Origin of the sequence: Brevibacillus panacihumi, assembly GCF_003710985.1 — a bacterium.
Taxonomy (GTDB): domain Bacteria; phylum Bacillota; class Bacilli; order Brevibacillales; family Brevibacillaceae; genus Brevibacillus; species Brevibacillus panacihumi.
This window is the reverse complement of the sequence record NZ_RHHT01000028.1, coordinates 35,988-54,945: the sequence shown is the minus strand read 5'-3', so window position 1 is coordinate 54,945 and position 18,958 is coordinate 35,988. Positions and strand designations below refer to the sequence as shown.

The following is an 18,958-nucleotide window of genomic DNA, read 5'->3' as shown; positions in this document are numbered from 1 at the left end:
GGACTTATCCACACACATCCACAATAGCATTCATGCAGATTCAGTTTTGAAGGAATAAATCCCTTCATTGTTCCTCGGTAGCTCAGTCGGTAGAGCAATCGGCTGTTAACCGATCGGTCGGCGGTTCGAGTCCGTCCCGAGGAGCCATGCTCCTGTAGCTCAGTCGGTAGAGCGTTTCCATGGTAAGGAAGAGGTCGCAGGTTCGATTCCTGTCGGGAGCACCATGATTTCTCTCTAGAAATGGCCCGTTGGTGAAGCGGTTTAACACAGCAGCCTTTCACGCTGTCATACAGGGGTTCGAATCCCCTACGGGTCACCATACAAAACCCTTCACTAGTTGTTGGGGCCCCGCAAAGTACTCGGAATATGCTTCAGAGCATAAACGTCACTTTGTGGGGAATGCGGAGGCTTAGCTCAGCTGGGAGAGCATCTGCCTTACAAGCAGAGGGTCGGCGGTTCGATCCCGTCAGCCTCCACCACCTTTAAAAAAGTGGATAGTAATCTTAAGGACCATGTCCTAGTCGTCGCGGGATGGAGCAGCTCGGTAGCTCGTCGGGCTCATAACCCGAAGGTCGCAGGTTCAAATCCTGCTCCCGCAACCAAATTTTTCACTTGTACTACATTGAATTTTCATCTTGTTCAAGTGAGATGGGAGTGCCTTTAGGCGCAACCAATCATACATGGAGCTGTGGTGAAGTTGGAGTTCACGCCGGTCTGTCACACCGGAGGTCGCGGGTTCGAGTCCCGTCAGCTCCGCCATTCTTTCACAGGAATGACGAAGTAATTGCCGTAATAAAGTTTAGTGCAAATTAAAAACGTTGATTTATCGTGAAAGATTTGGTAAAATAATAAAGCGCGCCGGTGTAGCTCAATTGGTAGAGCACCTGACTTGTAATCAGGGGGTTGTGGGTTCGATTCCTATCGCCGGCACCACGAATACTGGGGAGATAGCGAAGTGGCTAAACGCGGCAGACTGTAAATCTGCTCCCTCTGGGTTCGGCGGTTCGAATCCGTCTCTCCCCACCAGTATGTATGAGCCATTAGCTCAGTTGGTAGAGCATCTGACTTTTAATCAGAGGGTCGAAGGTTCGAGTCCTTCATGGCTCACCAGTTTTTACCCACCAGGAGCGAAGGAAGCGAACAGCAACAGAGCTTGCAGGTGAATGAAATAATGCGGTCGTGGCGGAATTGGCAGACGCGCTAGATTCAGGTTCTAGTGGTGGCAACACCGTGGAGGTTCAAGTCCTCTCGACCGCACCAAAACAAAAAAGCATGCGGATGTAGCTCAATTGGTAGAGCGTCGCCTTGCCAAGGCGAAGGTCGCGGGTTCGAGACCCGTCGTCCGCTCCATATCATCATGTGCCCTTAGCTCAGCTGGATAGAGCGTTTGACTACGAATCAAAAGGTCGGGAGTTCGAATCTCTCAGGGCACGCTTCTTTACGTATAAAAGTGAAGAAAAATCGGGAAGTAGCTCAGCTTGGTAGAGTACTTGGCTTGGGACCAAGGGGTCGCAGGTTCGAATCCTGTCTTCCCGACCATGAAATGCCCATGTGAGACCGTATTTGCCGGGGTGGCGGAATGGGCAGACGCAACAGACTTAAAATCTGTCGGGAGTTTCTCCCGTACCGGTTCAAGTCCGGTCCTCGGCACCAACCATTCCCTTATGCGGGTGTAGTTCAATGGTAGAACCCCAGCCTTCCAAGCTGGTCGCGTGGGTTCGATTCCCATCACCCGCTCCATAGAAAAAGGCAGCAGATCTCGTGGATCTCTGCCTTTTTTTTGTACCATCCTATTCGTGAAAAGAGCCGCAGACATGTCGAACCATGTCTGATTTTATAAGTAGTAGAAACATATGTTTTCGTGTAGAGTAGAACATAGGATCCCTTACCCCACGGTAATGAATCTCTTGCATTGCCTCCTGCTGATTGGCAGGAGGCGTTTTTTGACTTGAGGGCGTCGCAGAAAAAATAAAAAAGCGGAATTTTCCGCCTTTTCATAAAGGGGCGTGCGTGCATCATCTCCGAATGCACAGCCAATTAGGCAAATCATTCATTGCTTGTGCAATGCAGGAAGAGGCTCCCCAGTAAAATCCAAAGGCAGGGAGATCAGAAAGCGTGTCCGTCGTTCGTTTGATTCGCACTGAATGCTGCCATTGTGCTTTTCGATCAGGTTTTTGCAGATGGATAGACCAATGCCTGTCCCATTTTGCTTGGTAGTAAAAAAGGGTTGAAACAAATTCTCGACAATTTCCGCTGGGATCATTTCTCCATTGTTTTCAACACTGAGCAATAGTTTCCCCTCGGAGATGGTGGATATGATGCGAATCAATTTATCACCACCATTATTTTGGACAGCGTCGATCGCGTTGTTCAAAAGATTAACCAGGACCTGCTTCAACCCTTCCTCATAGCAGGTGATGGAGCAGGGCTGAATTCGCTTTTCAAACAGGACATTTTCTCCCAGCAAACGGGGAGTGATTAACAGTTCGACCTCCGCGAGCAAATTCTCCAGCTTTACTTCCTTGAAAATTTCATCCAAAATCGGCTTTTTGGAAAAACTGAGAAATCCCGTAAGCTGCCGATGCAGGCTCTCAAATTCATGCATGACAACCTTGATATAGGACTGCAGTTTTTCCTGATCTCGCGTAGATTCACCAATCAGCTTGAGAAACCCTTCAATCGCACATAGCGGATTGCGCAATTCATGAGCCATATTGGCCGCTATTTTGCCGAGCATGGTGAGTTTGTCATTGTGCAGATAGGAGATCGTTTCTTCCTTTTGTACCAATTCCCGGTTCATGGTTTGCTCAAAATGGTAAACAGCCCAGAATACACTTTCATCCATCGCTTTGCCGAGCTCTAATTCAATCTTGTGAATATCGTCTTGCGAAAGGGACCAACTTTGAATCTCTGGTTTGAGGATGCGCCAAAAAACATTGCGGTACAATTGATACGTACGCAATATGGAGGAAAAAGGAAATTCCTGCGAGCGCAGCCATTCACCCAGATCGAGTGCATAAGTCTGCATATCCATATTTACATCTTCGACTAAGTAACGAGCAAGAAGAACCGTTCTTTTTTCCGCGAAATCGCGGGGGATTGTAACGGCGGTCTCCATGCTGGAGACAATTTCTTGAAGCCACAAGGTTGTGATACTTGGTGCCAAATCTAAAATTTTTCGAGATACTTCTTGAAAGTTATATGTTACAGTCTCCACCATAGAACCACCCCATATCAAATCGTAAGGGATGAAGGCAAGGAATGACAAGGTATTTTTCTCCTAAATTCGCATTAAAATGTATTTTATGAGTATTTTTTGTCACCAAAATTCGCTAAAAAACGCCTAAATTCGGTAATTTTATCGAGCATGAGTCCGAATCGAGTCGCATAAGGTAGAATGGACACGTTTCATGGACGAGGAGGAGGCAATGGAGGACCACTTTTGGTTGGGCCTGATTCATATTTTTTTCATTGATTTGGTCCTGAGCAGTGACAATGCTGTCGTCATTGGAATGGCTTGCAAAGGCTTGCCGGCCAAAGACAGGGGCAAAGCCATTTTATACGGGACGTTGGGGGCTATCGCGCTTCGGGTTGCTTTGACAGGGTTGACCACCTGGATGCTGGAAATTCCGCTGGTTAAAGCAATCGGAGGATTCTTGCTTTTATGGATTGCCGTAAAATTGATGTTTGCAAAAGATATCGAGATCCATCAGGTGTCACAAGGCCACAATGTAGGGCAAGCCATTAAAACCATACTCGTGGCCGATTTGATCATGAGCCTGGACAATGTATTGGCTGTAGGGGGAGCGGCTCATGGCGATCTTTTGCTGGTGGTTTTAGGGCTTTTGATGAGCATTCCGCTTTTGATGTGGGGAAGCGCAGGTGTGGCACGACTGATGAACCGATTTCCAAGTCTCGTGCTCGTCGGCGGGGGGATATTGGTCTACACGGCGGTAGATATGTGTCTGGATGATCCGTACATTTGGAAGTGGGTGAATCCGCTCCTGCTCAATCATACCTGGCTAGCCATTACGGTCGCAGTCAGTGTAGTGGCATGGGGGCGTTTAAAGCGAGTCTAGGTAATGAGAGAGACAGACTGGGGAATACTACATAGAAAACAGGATAGGAAAGGATCCGATGGCAAATGAATGCAGGCCTTCTGTGGCTATGGGGACACTGGGATTCGATCTATCAGCGTTGCACCCGGTTGCAGTATGTGGATAAGGGGAACAACATTTTTCGCATCGTGGTTTTGAGATACCGGGGTGAACCGCTCGTTACCTCCGACCAGCACACGATTTGCCCAGGTGATCTCATCGTAAAGCTGCATATACACAACTACTATTTTGCCAGCTTGTGCAAAGGCGTAAAGGACGAACTGCGATTGGTCCTGCTGCTGCGGCGACACATTATGCATTCCATGCCCAAATTGGCGGCTTACCTGGAAAAGCTGGATCGCTGGGAGGAAGTAAAAGGGATTGTGGGAACTACGATGCTGCACAAGGGTGTAGAGCCATTGGGCTTCTCCATATCCGATGTGCCAATGAACTGGTTTTTCCGTTATAAGCGTTGGTATTTGCGTCTCATGCTGCGGCTTATTCATCCGGATGGAAAGGAAAGGGTCCAACGATTGAATCAGGAAATGCCCCTCAAACGCGTCTATATGTCAAAAGAGCAATTATTATACCGATATGGTTCAGGGGCACATCAACCGACAGGAGAAGGACTCTAATGGGAAAACGGTTTTTATTGGTCACAGAGGAATGGGCGGGAAGTGGACACAAAATGGCCGCAGTCGCTCTGAAAGAAGCCCTTTTGGAACAAAAAGAAGTAGAATGGGTTAGATTGGTGGGAGGTTTGGAGACAGCTAGTCCTGCATTGCGGGAACTGTCTTGTTTTTTTTATCGGAACATGCTGCGGTATGGTCAGTCGATCTGGCAGCATATGTACGAACAGGAACGGCTATGGGGGACTACGCTGAAAAAGCCATTGGGCAAGTGGCTGTCCAAGCGCTTGGAACACGGGCTTCTCGATGCTGGGAATCCGGACGTGGTAATAGCGACTCACGCTTATTGCCTGACTGCCTTGGCAGAAGCAAAACGAAAGCGCAAGCATCCGTTTCATCTGGTGAGTATCCCCACGGATTACCATGTCAACCGTTTCTGGGTACACCCGCTGATTGACACCTATATTGTAGGACATGAAAGCGTGGCGAACAGGCTCGTTCAACGCTACGGTGTGAAGGAGAGCCAAATCCATGTGTTTGGTATCCCGATCCGAAAAGCCTTTGCCCAAACCGCTGCCCGCATGAATCGAATAGAGGAAAGGAAACAACTCGGTCTTTGTCCGGACCTGTTTACGGTTTTGATCAGCGGGGGAGAGGGCGGCTACGGGCGGATGGATGTAGTCGTGGACGAGCTATTGGGATCCGAGGAGCCGTTGCAGATCATCGTCGTTACAGGCACTAATCATGCCTTGTTCCAGCAATTGGAGCAGCGATTGGCAAGGACAAGCTCTCCACACACGATATTGGTAAAAGGCTACGAGGAGCAGATGTGGAACTGGATTGCCGCAGCAGACGTATACGTCACCAAGCCGGGCGGGATTAGCTGTGCGGAAGCCCTGGCCCTCTCCACGCCCTTGATCGTCTATCAGCCATTGCCGGGACAAGAACGGCACAACACCGCTTTCTTGCTTCAGCATGGGGCAGGCGTCCTGGCAAATCACCCAAGACAGGTCGGAGAACTGATCCAAGAAAGTAGGAACAAACAAAAGTGGACAAGCACAGTACAAAGGATGGAGGCAATTCGGCGTCCCTATTCTACTCAGCAAACCGTTGAATATCTGCTCAGGCTGTAAGGCTATAAATTGGAAGTGAAAATCAACAGCAAAAAAGAATGAATCGACTACGCTTCACACATATTAAGGCTACCAACAAACGAGGGGGTGAAACAAGATGGCAAACAACAACAGCGGATCCAACAACCTTCTGGTTCCTCAAGCTAACCAAGCTCTGGACCAACTGAAGTACGAAATCGCTGCAGAATTTGGTGTTAACCTTGGTGCTGACACTACTTCCCGCCAAAACGGTTCGGTTGGGGGAGAGATCACCAAGCGCCTCGTCTCCTTTGCTGAACAGCAACTGGCTGGCCGCGGTTAATGGAGAAATGAATAGCTGGATGAAGAGAGCCTCTGGAAAACCAGAGGCTCTCGCTTTGTTTTCTTTTTCCTGAAACAATGTATCTATTGGAAGAACTGCCAAAAAGCTTAAATTGAACCTGTGCTTCCCGATTCAGTAAAATGAGGAATCAGGAGGGGAAGTACATGTTGTTGCAACAAAAGACTCGAACCCTGCTAATAGCGTTCCTGATGCTCTTCCTCACTGTGGCGCTGCCTACGCAATCAATGGCCGCCCCACTCCTGAAATGGGGGAGCAGCAACGGAGATGTTTGGGACTTGCAGTATCGTTTGCAGGTATTAGGGTATTACAACAAGGCCCTGGATGGCCGTTATGGAGCTAACACAGTCCAGGCAGTTACGAAATTTCAAAAGGATTACGGACTGGCTGCTGATGGAATAGCAGGCAAGGATACTTGGAAAAAATTGAAAACAGTCTCGGTGAACCAGACGGAAATGCAGATGCTTGCTCAGATCGTATATTCCGAAGCTCGTGGAGAGCCCTATATCGGCCAAGTCGCAGTAGCGGCAGTCGTTATGAACCGTCTGCAATCCAATCTGTTCCCCAATACGGTAAAAAGCATTATCTTCGAGCCGCGTGCTTTTACAGCGATCGATGATGGCCAATACTGGTTGACTCCTGATAAAACGGCATACAAAGCTGCATGGGATGCCGTTCGCGGGTGGGATCCGACGAACAATGCGCTTTATTATTTCAATCCGGACACAGCTACATCAAAATGGATCTGGTCGAGACCGCAAATCAAAAAAATCGGAAGCCATATTTTTTCCAAGTAGAGTGCGACCCTGAACGGCAAGAAGAAATTCTTGTGTTCAGGGATTTTTTAGACAGGAATGAAGGAGCAGGAAGATAGGAAATTTTGATAGTTGTTTTCCATGGACAATCCTTTACAATGAAGAGAAAAGGTTTTTCCACTATTCGAACAACATGGAGGATGATGATGAAGAAGTTGCTCATTCTAGCTTCAACGGCAATCCTGCTACTGACAGGTACGCCGAAAGCAGAGGCGAATACGACAGCAGAAGTACCTACCCCTTTCACTGACATTTCTGGACATTGGGCAAAAAAAGAGATCGAACAACTATACATAGGCGGGGCGCTGGAACCCGCAGACGCGTTTCGTCCCAACGACCTGGTGACCCGCCAGGAATTGATTACCATGTTTATCCAGGCGAAGCATATTCAGCCTGTGGCAGACAATTCTTTTTCATTTGCGGATATACCGCATGACAGCTGGCTTGTACCGTATGCGGAGACAGCCTACAGACTCGGTCTGATCCATGGACAAAAAAAGGATGGACAAGTCTATTTCCAGCCCGATGACACCATTACCCGGGAAGAGCTTGTCTCTATCCTGATCCGGGCAAGAGGGGAGAGTGGAGCCGTCAACCAGTTTCCTTGGTCGACCACCGTCCACACTCTGGCGGCCTACAGCGATGGAGACAACGTCCAGCATCCTTATCAGCGTCCGATGGTATACGCGTTGCAGCACGGGCTGATCAGTGCGTACGACGACGGTACCCTTCGCCCACAGCAGCCAATGACGCGAGCAGAGGCAGCAACCTACGCTTCCTTGCACCTTCTGGCCGACCGCACAGACAAGCAAAAGCTAAATGACAATGGAACGCCGTACAGCCAGGTGATGACTGTAAAAACGACGGCGTACAGCTACCATCAGAACGAGGGACTCACCTATATCGAGTATCCGCTGCACGAGGGCATCGTCGCAGTAGATCCAAATGTGATCCCATTGGGTACCCACCTGTACATCGAAGGCTATGGTTATGCGGTGGCGGCCGATATAGGAGGAGCTGTAAAAGAAAATCACCTCGATCTATTCCTTTCTTCGCTGGATCAGGCCAAAGATCACGGTATTCAGCAAGATGTGAAGGTATACATTCTGGATTGAGCCAAAAAATGGTCATAATTCCCACTCGCTCCACCCATACTAAGGTGGAAAGGGTGGGGTTTTTTTGTGGAGTTGGTTCTTTTTGTCATTGTTCGTGCTGTTTCTAGTCATCGTCTTTACTCCCGTGCACATTCATGTTTATTACGGCCGGGTCGATGCGAATGACCATCTTGTACTGGAGCTGTCTGCATGGTTTCGCTTGATTCGCCGGAAATATGAGATCCCGAAGCTGGCAATCAAGCCTACCGAAAAAGGCCCAGAAATGGTGTACAAAATGGAAACCCTTCAGCAGGAAAAAAAGAAAAAGGAAAAGGTCGACGATGTAACGCATCGTCAAGTCCAGACCTGGTATCGACGCTATCAGGACTTTCTGAGACGCTTCAGGGACGTCCAGCCCGTATTCAAGCATTTTTTCAAGCGCATTCGCTGTACGAAGCTGGAGTGGCATACGGCCATGGGGACAGGGCAGGCAGATGAAACAGGTGCGTTGACCGGAATGGTTTGGAGTATCAAAAGCGTGATTGTTGGGGTCGCCTCCCATACACTTTCGTTTCGCACAATGCCTCGAATAAGCGTACAACCAGTATGGAATCAGTCTTTGCTGCAGACTCAAATACAGTGCAACCTAAGGCTTTACGTCGGAGATGCTCTTCTCGCCGGGATAAAGATTCTGCTGCGCACTCAGTTGAACAGAAGGCGAAAATGGCAGACGGCGGCTGGCAAAGCATGATCGTGCTACATACTCCTTAATGGTTTGGGGCAATGTAAAGGGAGCAGGATAGGTCTTTTGCGCTGCACAAAAAGGAGGGAACGGTATATGGCAGATCATCCCATCCAAGGCTTGATGCGAACAGCGATGGAGAACATCAAGCAAATGATTGATGTGAATACCATCATCGGAGACCCGGTAGAAACACCGGACGGCAGTGTCATACTTCCCATTTCCAAAGTGGGGTTTGGTTTTGCAGCAGGTGGGAGTGAGTTTCAATACGAGCATAATCATCCTGCGTCGATTGGTTATCCGTTTGGCGGAGGTAGCGGCGGAGGGGTTTCGATTACACCTGTCGCTTTTCTGGTGGTTGGAAAGCAGGGAATCCGCTCCATTCCTCTGGAAAACACCACTCATCTGTATGACCGCATTCTCGATTCCGTCCCGCAGTTTGTTGAAAAAATGCAGGGCGTGTTTGGCAAGAAGGAAGAACCGACTGTTTCCACTACAACAGTCGTGACGAACATGGATGATCAGGATCTGGAAGATTTGATCGAGCGAAGCTGAACTCCTCGGGTCCCGCATCACAGAAAAAACAGGTAGGCCGCGATGTACACACGGCTACCTGTTTTTTATCTTTTCGTCACCAGCGCATATCGATGAACATCCCGGCAGCCGTCGCATAGTTGTATTGAAAGCTGGACCAAGATCGGGATGCATACGGGTTTGCGCTTTGAGACTCTGTATAAGAGTGCGAGAAGCTGCCAAGCGGGGTGGCCTGGATTTTCATCGTTTCTTCGCGAAATTGTCGTCCCAACCCCTTCATCGCTTCTGCAAATGCAGTGAAATCAGCGTCAACAGCCCTTCGCCAATGGGATTCGTCCAGTTGCAATTCTCCGTTGTCAGATCGCTTGATGCCAAAAGGCAGAAGCTCCTGATCCGCTGCACGGGAAATGCGTGTAAAGGTCTCGAGCTTTTGTGTGCTGAGCACATCCTGATGTTCACGCAAAAAAGCCAGAAGTCTGTTGTACCGATGGACGAGTGTTTTGGTTTGTTCCAGAAGGCGTTCTGTATCCTTCACGACCGCAATGTGAATCGGCTGGCTCCGATCTGCTTGGAGCAAAGTCAGACGCACCCCACGGTTGTCTACCGAAAGCTGGTTCTGTTCCAACTGTACATGCTGGTGATTCAATAACAGCTCTGCATCCCTTGCTGCTGTCTCTGTCTGGTCCAGGCGCAAGGCCCGGATACAGTGACCTGAGGTATCGCGCAAGGTGAAGGCCTGTTTGGCCCCGGGACGGATGCTTTCCATCACCAGGGACCAAGGCGAATGTTCGCCTGAGGCTTCCACACGGGCTGACACGCCCAGCTTGCTTCGATTGATGACGCCGGCCATCCTCCTCAAGGAATCGGCAAAGGAGTAAGCAGGGTCAGAGTAGAATGTCAGCTCTTTTTCCTGTTCATCGATGGATAGCGTAAAAGTATGGTGACCCGGACGCACTGGGGAAGGCTCGCCCGGCAGCGCCCCAAGACTCCTGTTGGCTTGACTGGATGCCAAGCTGTATACAGTAAGCTCACAGTTGGCAGGCTCGGCACCGGGCAAGGCTTCCGCCGTTACGGCTTCAGGATGTGAGCTGGTTGCGATCCTCCCGTTGATGGCACTGATTTTCCGATCCGGATCAAACTCACGAGCGCTTTGATCCAGTTCCGCAGAAAAACGGTATAGACGTGAAAGCGAGTGCGAAAGCTCGGTCACCCATTCCTGTTGTCTGGCATAAAAAGGCTGCAGACTGTACGTAAAGACGGGTTGTACGGGTGTATTCAGCTTCGCCTGCGCCATTTGAAAATGGTAACGGCCAACGCGATGGCTGAACGGGGTATGAGTGACCCGGGTGAACCGCATACCAGTCACCTCCTAAACGGATAAATGGTTATTATCCATTATAGAAGAAAGTTATTCCATTTCAATGAGCAAATCTCCGGTCTCGATCGCATCTCCGGCCTTGACGTGGACGGCTTTGATCTTGCCATCCATCGGAGCCTGGATGGTCGTCTCCATTTTCATGGCTTCGCTGACCAGCAGGTGCTCACCGCGACGAACCTTGTCTCCTGCGGCCACCAGCACCTTCAGCACCTTTCCTGGCATGGAAGCGCCCAGATTCCCTGCATCTTGTGCGTCTGCTTTGCGGCGGATTTTATCAGATACCTTTGCGGCGTGATCGCGGATGAATACTTCGCGAGGCTGTCCGTTCAGTTCAAAATAGATGATCCTTCTGCCGTCCGGATGCAGTTCACCGACAGCGACCAGCTTGATGATCAAGGTTTTGCCTCGCTCGATCGTGATCGCGGTTTCTTCGCCCGGCCGCAGACCGTAGAAGAATGTAGGAGTATTCAAGACAGACAGGTCGCCGTATTCCTTGGCACGCTGCTCGAACTGCAGGAAGACCTGCGGATACATGATGTAGGAGAGTACGTCCAGCTCGCTTGGCGCACGGCCGATTTTCTCTTCCAACTCCTGCGCTACCTTGTCAAAGTCGACCGGAGGCAGCAATTCGCCCGGACGGGCCGTAAAGGCATCGCGGCCTTTGAGGACCAACTCCTGCAAACGCTTGGGGAATCCACCAGGCGGCTGTCCGAGGTATCCTTGGAAGAACTGGATCACGGAGTCCGGGAAGTCGAGCCGTTCTCCTTTTTCCCAAATATTTTCTTCCGTCAGGTTGTTTTGCACCATGAACAATGCCAGGTCGCCGACCACCTTGGAGGAAGGCGTTACTTTTACGATGTCCCCGCACATTTTGTTGACCACAGCGTACATCTGTTTGACCTCATCCCAACGCCCCTCCAGTCCTACCGCCTTGGCTTGCTGCTCCAGATTGGTGTACTGTCCGCCGGGCATTTCGTGCACATAAACTTCCGTATTGCTCGCTTTCATGCCGCTTTCGAAGCCTTGGTAGTAAGGGCGGATATCTTCCCAGTAATCCGACAGCTTGTTGAAGGCATCGAGGGGAAGGCCGGTGTCTCTTTTCGTATGGGCCAGGCTGGCGATCAGTCCGTTGAGGCTCGGCTGGGAAGTGAGCCCCGACATGGAGCTGACGCACGCATCCACGATGTCTACGCCTGCTTCAATGGCTTTGAGCAGCATGGCGGAACCGTTGCCGGAGGTGTCGTGAGTGTGCAGATGGATCGGGATGCCGATCTCCTGTTTCAATGCGCTGACCAGCTCGTATGCGGCATACGGCTTCAACAATCCGGCCATATCCTTGATCGCCAGGATGTGAGCGCCTGCCTTCTCCAGCTCCTTCGCGAGGTTGACATAGTAAGCCAGGTTGTATTTGGTCTTCGAAGGATCAAGAATATCTCCGGTGTAGCAGATGGCGGCTTCGGCGATCTTGCCTGTATTGCGGACTGCTTCGATGGCTGTTTGCATCCCGGGCAGCCAGTTCAGGCTGTCAAAGATGCGGAAGACGTCAATGCCATTTTCCGCCGACGCTTTGACAAACGCGTGAATCACGTTGTCCGGGTAGTTGGTGTAGCCGACCCCGTTTGCACCGCGCAGCAGCATCTGGAACAAAATATTCGGGATGCGCTCGCGCAGGATCTGTAATCTTTCCCATGGCGACTCCTGCAAAAAGCGCATCGAGGTATCAAATGTCGCGCCGCCCCACATCTCCAGGGAGAACAAACCTGCTCCCAGTTTGCCGGTCGCTTCGGCCACGGAGGCCAGATCGTACGTGCGCACTCGGGTCGCGAACAAGGACTGATGTGCATCGCGGAACGTGGTGTCGGTCAACAGGACTTGCTTTTGCTCCTGGATCCAGCGGACCAGCCCATCTGCCCCTTGTTGATCCAGAATTTGTTTGGTGCCATCCGGATATGGCTGGGCAAACGGTGTTCGCGGTATGCGCGGGGAGTCAAAGTGCGGCTTTTTCCCCGGGTTGCCAAGTCCGGGATAGCCGTTGACGATGGTGTCCCCGATGTAGGAGAGCAGCTTGGTGCCGCGGTCCTGACGGCTTGGAAAAACGAACAGCTCCGGCTTCGTATCGATAAAGGAGGTATCGTATTCTCCGCTGAGAAAATCGGGGTGCGTCACGACATTTTCCAGGAAGGGCAGGTTGGTTTTGACGCCGCGGATGCGGAATTCCCGCAAGGTGCGCAGCATTTTCCGCGCTGCCTGATCAAAGCTGGTGCCGTAGGTCGAGATTTTCACCAGCAAGGAATCGTAGAACGGTGTAATGATCGCGCCGGGATAACCGTTGCCTCCATCCAGGCGAACACCGAAGCCTCCGCCCGAGCGCCACGCAGACAGTCGGCCGGCATCAGGCAGGAAGTTGTTTTCCGCATCTTCCGTGGTGACGCGGCACTGGATGGCATAGCCGCTCATGTGAATGTCTTCTTGCGAGGCGATGCCGATCTCCGGATCTGAGAGGCGATGCCCCTCCGCCACGCGAATCTGTGCCTGAACGATGTCGATGCCCGTGATCAGTTCTGTAATGGTATGTTCCACCTGAATCCGCGGATTCACTTCGATAAAATAGAATTGCTTATCCGGCGTCAGCAGGAATTCGACTGTCCCTGCGTTGGAGTAGCCTGCCTTGCTCATCAAGGTCAGGGCTGCCTGGCAAATCTCCTCGCGCAGCTTGTCATCGAGGGAGAGGCTTGGCGCTACCTCGACCACTTTTTGGTGGCGTCTTTGCACCGAGCAGTCGCGCTCGAACAAATGGACGATCTGGCCGTGTTGGTCGCCGAGAATCTGCACCTCGATATGCTTGGGCTTCTCCAGGTAACGCTCCAGATAGACTTTGGCATTGCCAAAAGAAGAGCGGGCTTCCGAGCGGGCCCGATCCAGAGCATCCTGCAGCTCCTCCTGGCCGCGCACGATCCGCATGCCGCGTCCGCCTCCGCCCGAGACCCCTTTGATGATGATCGGGTAGCCGTATTCTTTGGCGAAAAGCAGTGCTTCCTGCAAGGTTTCAATGGGCTCAGGAGTACCAGGGATGACCGGGATGCCGGCTTCCACTGCCATGGCGCGCGCTTCTACCTTGTCCCCAAATTTGTCAATCAGATCGGGAGAAGGGCCGATAAAGATGATCCCTTCTTCTTGACAGCGCTTGGCGAACTCCGCATTTTCAGCCAGGAAGCCATAGCCGGGATGGATCGCGTCGATGTCGTTGCGTTTGGCGATTTCGATGATGCTGTCGATGTCCAGGTACGCTTCGATCGGACCTTTTCCGGCTCCTACCAGATATGACTCATCAGCTTTGAAGCGATGGATTGATACATTGTCCTGCTCCGAATAAACAGCAACAGTGCGTATTCCCAATTCTGTAGCCGCACGGAAAATGCGGATGGCGATCTCGCCGCGGTTGGCTACGAGCAAACGATTGATTTTTTTGGCAAGCATGTATTTCTCTCCTTTCTTCTCTCCAGACACTTTTGAATTTTTTATATAGTGTAAATATACAAAATAAAGGTTACAGAAGACAGTCCTTTTCAAAATTTCATCGCCAAGGTGTTAACGATGTAACAAAGCGCCGCATTTTTCATGTGATTGCCGTCAGAGACGATCTGAATAGGGAAGGAGGAAGATGCCAAGACTGGTAGGGGAAAGGAGTGGTGCCTGTCATGGAAATCTTGCAAATGACCCCAGCCCAGATCTGGCGCTTGCTGATCCCATCGGCATCCTGGATGTTTGCCTCAGAAGTGCCGGAAGACGAATTGATTTTCCACTACCGCGACCATATCTACTTTGTCAATCATGATGGTTCCGTGCTGGCGATGCCGAAGCCTGTTTGCTACGATCTGCTGGATTTGGGCACCTTGCTGGAATATCTGGCTACATCCGACGATACGATTGATTTTGATGATGAGGGCGCGTTTGATATCGGTTTTGTCCTCAAGCAAATGGGGTATGTGGTGCCCACGCGCAGAAAACGGGAGAGGGCGACCTATCAGATCGAGATCGTCAATACCGTTTTGCCCAAAGCACATGGCCACCGGTACGAATTGAAAAATGTCCAGTTTGTCTTTGCGCTCTATCATGCGTTGATGCGCTGCCACAAGCTGAATGAGAAAACAGACTGGGAACACGAGCATGAAGTAAAACGGATTGTCAAGGTAGAGCCGCAAAGCTCCGACAAACTGCAAGCAAATCTGTAATTTCACCTATTGGCATAGTGAAAAATTGTGTTTGATAGGGTATGATAAATGAGTACATATGAAATGATTGGCGAGGAGGAAGAAATCATGTCAACTGTAGTAGAACGTCAAGGTGCATTTACTTTCAAAGGCGGTCCTGTAACTCTGCTGGGCCCTGAAATCAAGGTTGGAGATACAGCTCCAGATTTCACAGTAGTAGGCGGCGACCTGTCTCCTGTAACATTTGCAGACACCAAAGGAAGCGTGCGCATTATCTCCGTCGTTCCTTCCCTGGATACTGGCGTGTGCGATGCACAAACTCGCCGTTTCAATGAAGAAGCAGCGAAGCTGGATGGCGTGACTGTCCTGACTGTGTCCGTGGACCTGCCATTTGCCCAAAACCGCTGGTGCGGTGCTGCTGGTATCGACAAGGTAAAAACCCTGTCCGACCACAAGGACCTCTCCTTCGGTACTGCTTACGGCGTAGCGATCAAGGAATTCCGTCTGCTGTCCCGTGCTGTATTCGTAGTAGATGCAAACGACAAAGTAGTATATGCCGAGTATGTACCGGCTGCTGGTGAGCATCCGAACTACGAAGCTGCGATCGAGGCTGCAAAAGCAGCGAAATAAGGCGCGCAACGATGATCGATCCACGAGAACCCTCTTCTAAAGTGAGTGAAGAGGGTTTTTTCGGTTCGCCATGATAGTGGGGGGAGTTGCATTGAGTCAACATCCATTTTTTGTAATCCATCAAGATCTGCCACGCGAAGCGCCAGGCAGCAATGAGAGCACGTCTAAAGCATTCCGCCTGCTGAAAGAGCTTCCGGCTTTTCCGCAGATTCTGGATATCGGCTGTGGACCCGGCATGCAAACACTGCAAATCGCGGAGCTGACAGACGGGAAGATCACGGCGCTCGACAAGACAGAGGCATTTTTGCAAGAGTTGGAAAAGAGGAAGCAGGCTGCAGGGATTGGCGAGAAAATCCTTACGGTGAGCGGGGACATGTTTGCGTTGCCGTTTGCGCGCGAGAGCTTTGATTTGATCTGGTCTGAAGGGGCGATCTACATCATCGGGTTTGAACGAGGCTTGCGCGAGTGGAAGGCTTTCCTGAAGCCAAATGGATACTTGGTCGTATCGGAGCTGACCTGGCTGAAGGATGATCCGCCTGAAGAGATCGCACAATTTTGGGCAAATCATTATCCAGCGATGAAAAGTGTGCGAGAATCCGAGCAAGTTGTACAAGACGAGGGGTATACCCTGCTCCATAGCTTTACTCTCCCGGAAGCGGATTGGTGGACCCATTACTATACCCCGCTGGAGGCAAGGGTAGCTGACTTGAGGACAAGGACCCCGATTACTCAGTTGATGGTCGAATGCCTGGATCAGACTGAACAGGAAATAGATATGTACCGCAAATACTCCGAATATTATGGCTACACGTTCTTCATCATGCAGCGAAACGATTCGTTTTAGTTGGAGTATTTATTCAGGGAGGTGGAAGCGTATTTGAAAGCAGAACAAGTATCTGAGCATATTTGGAGTCTTCAATCCTGGCTGTTGGTGCCATGCCGAGTCTGGCTTGTGGCTGAGCCGGATGGAGTGACGCTGGTCGATGCGGGAATGCCTTTTATGGCAAAAGGAATTATTGCAAATCTCGAAAGGCTGCAGTTGGGGAGACTGAAGCAAATCCTGCTGACCCATGGACACAGCGACCATGTGGGCTCGATCAAACACATTCTGAAGCAGCATCAAGTCCCGGTCTATGCCCATGAGATCGAAATTCCCTATATGGTAGGGGAACGGATCTATCCACGGCGGAAAAAGGCGGAACAAAACGTCGCTCAGGGATTGGCGCGTCCACTGCCGCAGAACGAACAGGGTGAGTTGACCGCTTTTGGGGGATTGCGTCCTTATTTTACACCGGGCCATTCCCCTGGGCACGTCGTCTACTACCATGAACAGGATCGCGTCTTGCTTGGCGGTGATTTATTCACGTCAAAAACCGGGAAGCTGCACAGGCCGATGCCGATGTTTACCGCCGATATGGGAGAAGCCTTGAGAAGCAGTGAAATTCTGCGAGAATTGCATGTATTGCATCTGGAGGTCTGCCACGGCAAGCCTGTGAAAAATCCGGGGGAGCAATTGGACGCTTACCTGGAAAAGATGGGAGCATCACCCTCAATCTCCACGAACATGTAAGGAAAGTGAGAAAAAGGAATCGGGTCGAATGAAACGAATTCGACCTTTTTTGCGTCTTACGATAGAGGTGATGGCATGTACAGAATTCAGTCGGCGCTTTGTGTTTTTCTGGCATCTGTTCTTCTTTTAGCGGGATGTAATATTTTGGGAAATAAACCAACCCAGCAGGCTTTCCACACACCGCCGATGCCATTGATTTCCTGGAAGGACAAGTCGGCTGTCTCCGTTCCGACGTCTTATTGCTGGACCTATGAAAATACGGGAACCTGTGTGGATACTGCCGCTCCCCCGGAAGTCATAGCAGAAAAGAAACCTGCACCGATGCAGGTGAAGCCAGGCGCTGTCATCACCATTTCGTATGATCTCCCCCCCGTAGAAGCATCATTGAGTGTCTACCAATGGATCGGTTCCAGTCAAATCGAGCAAGTTGTAGAAAACGGAAACCAATGGAAGGCTCCCGATCAGCCGGGATGGTATTTGTATGACGTACGTGCCCAGTGGGACCAGGGGGACGCCGGTCACGCCTTTGTGATTGAAGTGAAAAGCAACGCCAGCAGCCAGCTCCTGTAAAGGTGACGTTAGGCTGCTTTTTTTGTACGATCAGAATCATTTGCGTTTGTGAAAACCCAACCTGGCCCGCCAAGACTTGGCATAGCCAGGTTTTCTTTACTATACTGAGGTTCAGGGATGACCGTAAAGGAGAGACAGCATGCGGGAAGAATTGATACGTTTTACGGCAGATGATGCGGATGCGGGACAGACAGTCCGTGACGTCCTGCAAAAGCGTTACGGAGTCTCGAGGCGTCTGCTGGTTCGCGCGAAATTCAACGGACTGATCACGCGCAACGGAGCGCTTGTTTTTGTCAATGAACAGGTCCAGACCGGAGATGAGATCGCCGTGCTGGTCGATGAAGAAGAGACGGAAGCGGTGCTGCCGGAGGAGATGCCGCTCACGATACGCTATGAAGATGAGGACCTGATGGTAATTGCCAAGCCGGCAGGGCTCGTCGTCCACCCGACAGGAAATCATCCTGCAGGCACTCTCGCCAACGGTGTGGTCGCATACTGGCAAAAGCGCGGGGAGAAACGCAGATTCAGGGCCGTCAACCGATTGGACAAGGATACCTCCGGCTTGCTGATCGTCGCAAAAAATCAGTGGGCGCATGAGCAGTTCAGCCGTATGCAGCAAGAGCGCCGCCTCACGCGCATCTATCAGGCGATCGCGGAGGGGATTGTCATACCGGATGCAGGTGTGTTGGATCACCCAATCGGCCTGGCAGAGAATTCGTTCATCACGCGGCAGGTGCGGGAGGATGGTCAGACAGCGGTCACGCATTTTCGCGTATTGGCGCGGGGTGACGGCATGAGCCATGTCGAGCTGAGTCTGGAGACAGGAAGGACGCATCAGATTCGGGTGCATATGAGCCATGAAGGGCATCCTTTGGCAGGAGATGACCTCTACGGAGGGGCGAGGACCTATATCGGCAGACAAGCGCTTCACGCAATCCAGCTCGCCTTTGTCCACCCTCGCACTGGCATGGAAATGAAGTGGAGCGAACCGTTGCCTGCTGATATGCAGCACCTGTTGAAACTATTTTTTGCATGAGAAGCCCGAGTGCCAATTTCCCTCTGGAAAAATGGAAGCGTTTTCGGTAAGATCATCATATAGACCATAACGAATGAAACACTCGACAATAGCTGGCTGTCTGTGGGGGAAATCCCGCAAGGATCTTCTTCATGTTAGCAGACTTGGCCCAGCTTGCGCCTGAGGCTTTGTTTCGGAATGATTGACGCTGGGGGTACCCC

17 protein-coding genes and 15 tRNA genes are annotated in these 18,958 nt (G+C 51.0%); 29 read left to right on the top strand and 3 right to left on the bottom strand.

Going from position 1 to position 18,958, the window contains the following annotated elements:
- Window positions 1-71 precede the first annotated feature (71 nt).
- From EDM58_RS13930 to EDM58_RS13860, 15 genes are all read left to right on the top strand, one after another.
- Window positions 72-147, top strand: a tRNA-Asn gene (locus tag EDM58_RS13930).
- 1 nt (window position 148) lies between these two features.
- Window positions 149-224, top strand: a tRNA-Thr gene (locus EDM58_RS13925).
- 18 nt (window positions 225-242) lie between these two features.
- Window positions 243-319: transfer RNA gene (locus EDM58_RS13920), tRNA-Glu, on the top strand.
- A gap of 84 nt (window positions 320-403) precedes the next feature.
- Window positions 404-479 (top strand) — tRNA-Val (locus EDM58_RS13915).
- A 46-nt stretch (window positions 480-525) separates the two neighbouring features.
- A tRNA-Met gene (locus EDM58_RS13910) sits at window positions 526-602 on the top strand.
- Window positions 603-682: 80 nt separating this feature from the next.
- Window positions 683-759 (top strand) — tRNA-Asp (locus EDM58_RS13905).
- Window positions 760-857: 98 nt separating this feature from the next.
- Window positions 858-933: transfer RNA gene (locus EDM58_RS13900), tRNA-Thr, on the top strand.
- An 8-nt stretch (window positions 934-941) separates the two neighbouring features.
- A tRNA-Tyr gene (locus tag EDM58_RS13895) sits at window positions 942-1,026 on the top strand.
- A gap of 8 nt (window positions 1,027-1,034) precedes the next feature.
- Window positions 1,035-1,110, top strand: a tRNA-Lys gene (locus EDM58_RS13890).
- 63 nt (window positions 1,111-1,173) lie between these two features.
- Window positions 1,174-1,260: transfer RNA gene (locus EDM58_RS13885), tRNA-Leu, on the top strand.
- 14 nt (window positions 1,261-1,274) lie between these two features.
- Window positions 1,275-1,350 (top strand) — tRNA-Gly (locus tag EDM58_RS13880).
- Window positions 1,351-1,359: 9 nt separating this feature from the next.
- Window positions 1,360-1,433, top strand: a tRNA-Arg gene (locus EDM58_RS13875).
- 29 nt (window positions 1,434-1,462) lie between these two features.
- A tRNA-Pro gene (locus EDM58_RS13870) sits at window positions 1,463-1,539 on the top strand.
- 26 nt (window positions 1,540-1,565) lie between these two features.
- Window positions 1,566-1,653: transfer RNA gene (locus tag EDM58_RS13865), tRNA-Leu, on the top strand.
- 13 nt (window positions 1,654-1,666) lie between these two features.
- Window positions 1,667-1,740: transfer RNA gene (locus tag EDM58_RS13860), tRNA-Gly, on the top strand.
- 310 nt (window positions 1,741-2,050) lie between these two features.
- On the opposite strand, the gene EDM58_RS13855 is transcribed toward EDM58_RS13860, so the two are convergent.
- Complete coding sequence (locus tag EDM58_RS13855) at window positions 2,051-3,220, bottom strand: sensor histidine kinase (protein WP_122913854.1); 1,170 nt, start codon at window positions 3,218-3,220, stop codon at window positions 2,051-2,053.
- Window positions 3,221-3,428: 208 nt separating this feature from the next.
- Between EDM58_RS13855 and EDM58_RS13850 the strand changes: the two genes are divergently transcribed.
- From EDM58_RS13850 to ytfJ, 8 genes are all read left to right on the top strand, one after another.
- Window positions 3,429-4,079 (top strand): TerC family protein, encoded by a 651-nt coding sequence (locus tag EDM58_RS13850; RefSeq protein WP_122913850.1) that lies wholly within the window; start codon window positions 3,429-3,431, stop codon window positions 4,077-4,079.
- 65 nt (window positions 4,080-4,144) lie between these two features.
- Window positions 4,145-4,732, top strand: a complete 588-nt coding sequence (locus EDM58_RS13845) for a YkoP family protein (RefSeq protein WP_122913849.1) — start codon at window positions 4,145-4,147, stop codon at window positions 4,730-4,732.
- A complete protein-coding gene (locus EDM58_RS13840) occupies window positions 4,732-5,859 on the top strand; it encodes an MGDG synthase family glycosyltransferase (RefSeq protein WP_122913848.1) in 1,128 nt (375 codons plus the stop codon). The genes EDM58_RS13845 and EDM58_RS13840 overlap by 1 nt, the downstream gene beginning before the upstream one ends.
- A gap of 97 nt (window positions 5,860-5,956) precedes the next feature.
- Window positions 5,957-6,160, top strand: a complete 204-nt coding sequence (locus tag EDM58_RS13835; RefSeq protein ID WP_023557692.1) for an alpha/beta-type small acid-soluble spore protein — start codon at window positions 5,957-5,959, stop codon at window positions 6,158-6,160.
- A gap of 164 nt (window positions 6,161-6,324) precedes the next feature.
- Window positions 6,325-6,975 carry a spore cortex-lytic enzyme gene (gene sleB / locus EDM58_RS13830; protein ID WP_122913847.1) on the top strand — a complete coding sequence of 217 codons (651 nt, stop codon included), beginning with the start codon at window positions 6,325-6,327 and terminating at the stop codon, window positions 6,973-6,975.
- A 164-nt stretch (window positions 6,976-7,139) separates the two neighbouring features.
- Window positions 7,140-8,108, top strand: a complete 969-nt coding sequence (locus EDM58_RS13825; RefSeq protein WP_122913846.1) for an S-layer homology domain-containing protein — start codon at window positions 7,140-7,142, stop codon at window positions 8,106-8,108.
- 82 nt (window positions 8,109-8,190) lie between these two features.
- On the top strand, window positions 8,191-8,838 hold the full coding sequence (locus EDM58_RS13820) for a DUF2953 domain-containing protein (RefSeq protein ID WP_122913845.1): 648 nt from the start codon (window positions 8,191-8,193) through the stop codon (window positions 8,836-8,838).
- Window positions 8,839-8,925: 87 nt separating this feature from the next.
- Window positions 8,926-9,384, top strand: coding sequence for a GerW family sporulation protein (gene ytfJ / locus EDM58_RS13815; protein ID WP_122913844.1), 459 nt, complete (start codon window positions 8,926-8,928; stop codon window positions 9,382-9,384).
- Window positions 9,385-9,460: 76 nt separating this feature from the next.
- Here ytfJ and fliD read toward each other — a convergent pair whose 3' ends face one another.
- Entirely contained in the window at window positions 9,461-10,720 is a 1,260-nt protein-coding gene (fliD, locus tag EDM58_RS13810; protein WP_122913843.1) for a flagellar filament capping protein FliD, read from the bottom strand.
- Window positions 10,721-10,771: 51 nt separating this feature from the next.
- Window positions 10,772-14,218 carry a pyruvate carboxylase gene (pyc, locus tag EDM58_RS13805; protein ID WP_122913842.1) on the bottom strand — a complete coding sequence of 1,149 codons (3,447 nt, stop codon included), beginning with the start codon at window positions 14,216-14,218 and terminating at the stop codon, window positions 10,772-10,774.
- Between the two features lie 221 nt (window positions 14,219-14,439).
- Between pyc and EDM58_RS13800 the strand changes: the two genes are divergently transcribed.
- The 6 genes from EDM58_RS13800 (at window position 14,440) to EDM58_RS13775 (ending at window position 18,758) form a co-directional block, all read left to right on the top strand.
- The gene (locus tag EDM58_RS13800; RefSeq protein WP_122913841.1) at window positions 14,440-14,973 is read left to right on the top strand and encodes a hypothetical protein; all 534 of its coding nucleotides are present in this window, start codon (window positions 14,440-14,442) and stop codon (window positions 14,971-14,973) included.
- An 87-nt stretch (window positions 14,974-15,060) separates the two neighbouring features.
- A complete protein-coding gene (gene tpx / locus EDM58_RS13795) occupies window positions 15,061-15,582 on the top strand; it encodes a thiol peroxidase (protein ID WP_023557684.1) in 522 nt (173 codons plus the stop codon).
- A gap of 91 nt (window positions 15,583-15,673) precedes the next feature.
- Window positions 15,674-16,426: a class I SAM-dependent methyltransferase gene (locus tag EDM58_RS13790; RefSeq protein WP_221175412.1), complete on the top strand. Its 753-nt coding sequence runs from the start codon at window positions 15,674-15,676 to the stop codon at window positions 16,424-16,426.
- A gap of 33 nt (window positions 16,427-16,459) precedes the next feature.
- A complete protein-coding gene (locus EDM58_RS13785; protein WP_122913839.1) occupies window positions 16,460-17,152 on the top strand; it encodes an MBL fold metallo-hydrolase in 693 nt (230 codons plus the stop codon).
- A gap of 144 nt (window positions 17,153-17,296) precedes the next feature.
- Window positions 17,297-17,722: a hypothetical protein gene (locus EDM58_RS13780; RefSeq protein ID WP_246000722.1), complete on the top strand. Its 426-nt coding sequence runs from the start codon at window positions 17,297-17,299 to the stop codon at window positions 17,720-17,722.
- A 139-nt stretch (window positions 17,723-17,861) separates the two neighbouring features.
- Complete coding sequence (locus EDM58_RS13775) at window positions 17,862-18,758, top strand: RluA family pseudouridine synthase (RefSeq protein WP_122913837.1); 897 nt, start codon at window positions 17,862-17,864, stop codon at window positions 18,756-18,758.
- The last annotated feature ends 200 nt before the right edge of the window (window positions 18,759-18,958 follow it).

Bases quoted from the DNA above. Each gene is read 5' to 3' on its own strand.
- EDM58_RS13855 (WP_122913854.1), bottom strand. From the start codon at position 3,220: ATGGTGGAGACTGTAACATATAACTTTCAAGAAGTATCTCGAAAAATT.
- EDM58_RS13850 (WP_122913850.1), top strand. From the start codon at position 3,429: ATGGAGGACCACTTTTGGTTGGGCCTGATTCATATTTTTTTCATTGAT.
- EDM58_RS13845 (WP_122913849.1), top strand. From the start codon at position 4,145: ATGAATGCAGGCCTTCTGTGGCTATGGGGACACTGGGATTCGATCTAT.
- EDM58_RS13840 (WP_122913848.1), top strand. From the start codon at position 4,732: ATGGGAAAACGGTTTTTATTGGTCACAGAGGAATGGGCGGGAAGTGGA.
- EDM58_RS13835 (WP_023557692.1), top strand. From the start codon at position 5,957: ATGGCAAACAACAACAGCGGATCCAACAACCTTCTGGTTCCTCAAGCT.
- sleB (WP_122913847.1), top strand. From the start codon at position 6,325: ATGTTGTTGCAACAAAAGACTCGAACCCTGCTAATAGCGTTCCTGATG.
- EDM58_RS13825 (WP_122913846.1), top strand. From the start codon at position 7,140: ATGAAGAAGTTGCTCATTCTAGCTTCAACGGCAATCCTGCTACTGACA.
- ytfJ (WP_122913844.1), top strand. From the start codon at position 8,926: ATGGCAGATCATCCCATCCAAGGCTTGATGCGAACAGCGATGGAGAAC.
- fliD (WP_122913843.1), bottom strand. From the start codon at position 10,720: ATGCGGTTCACCCGGGTCACTCATACCCCGTTCAGCCATCGCGTTGGC.
- pyc (WP_122913842.1), bottom strand. From the start codon at position 14,218: ATGCTTGCCAAAAAAATCAATCGTTTGCTCGTAGCCAACCGCGGCGAG.
- EDM58_RS13800 (WP_122913841.1), top strand. From the start codon at position 14,440: ATGGAAATCTTGCAAATGACCCCAGCCCAGATCTGGCGCTTGCTGATC.
- tpx (WP_023557684.1), top strand. From the start codon at position 15,061: ATGTCAACTGTAGTAGAACGTCAAGGTGCATTTACTTTCAAAGGCGGT.
- EDM58_RS13775 (WP_122913837.1), top strand. From the start codon at position 17,862: ATGCGGGAAGAATTGATACGTTTTACGGCAGATGATGCGGATGCGGGA.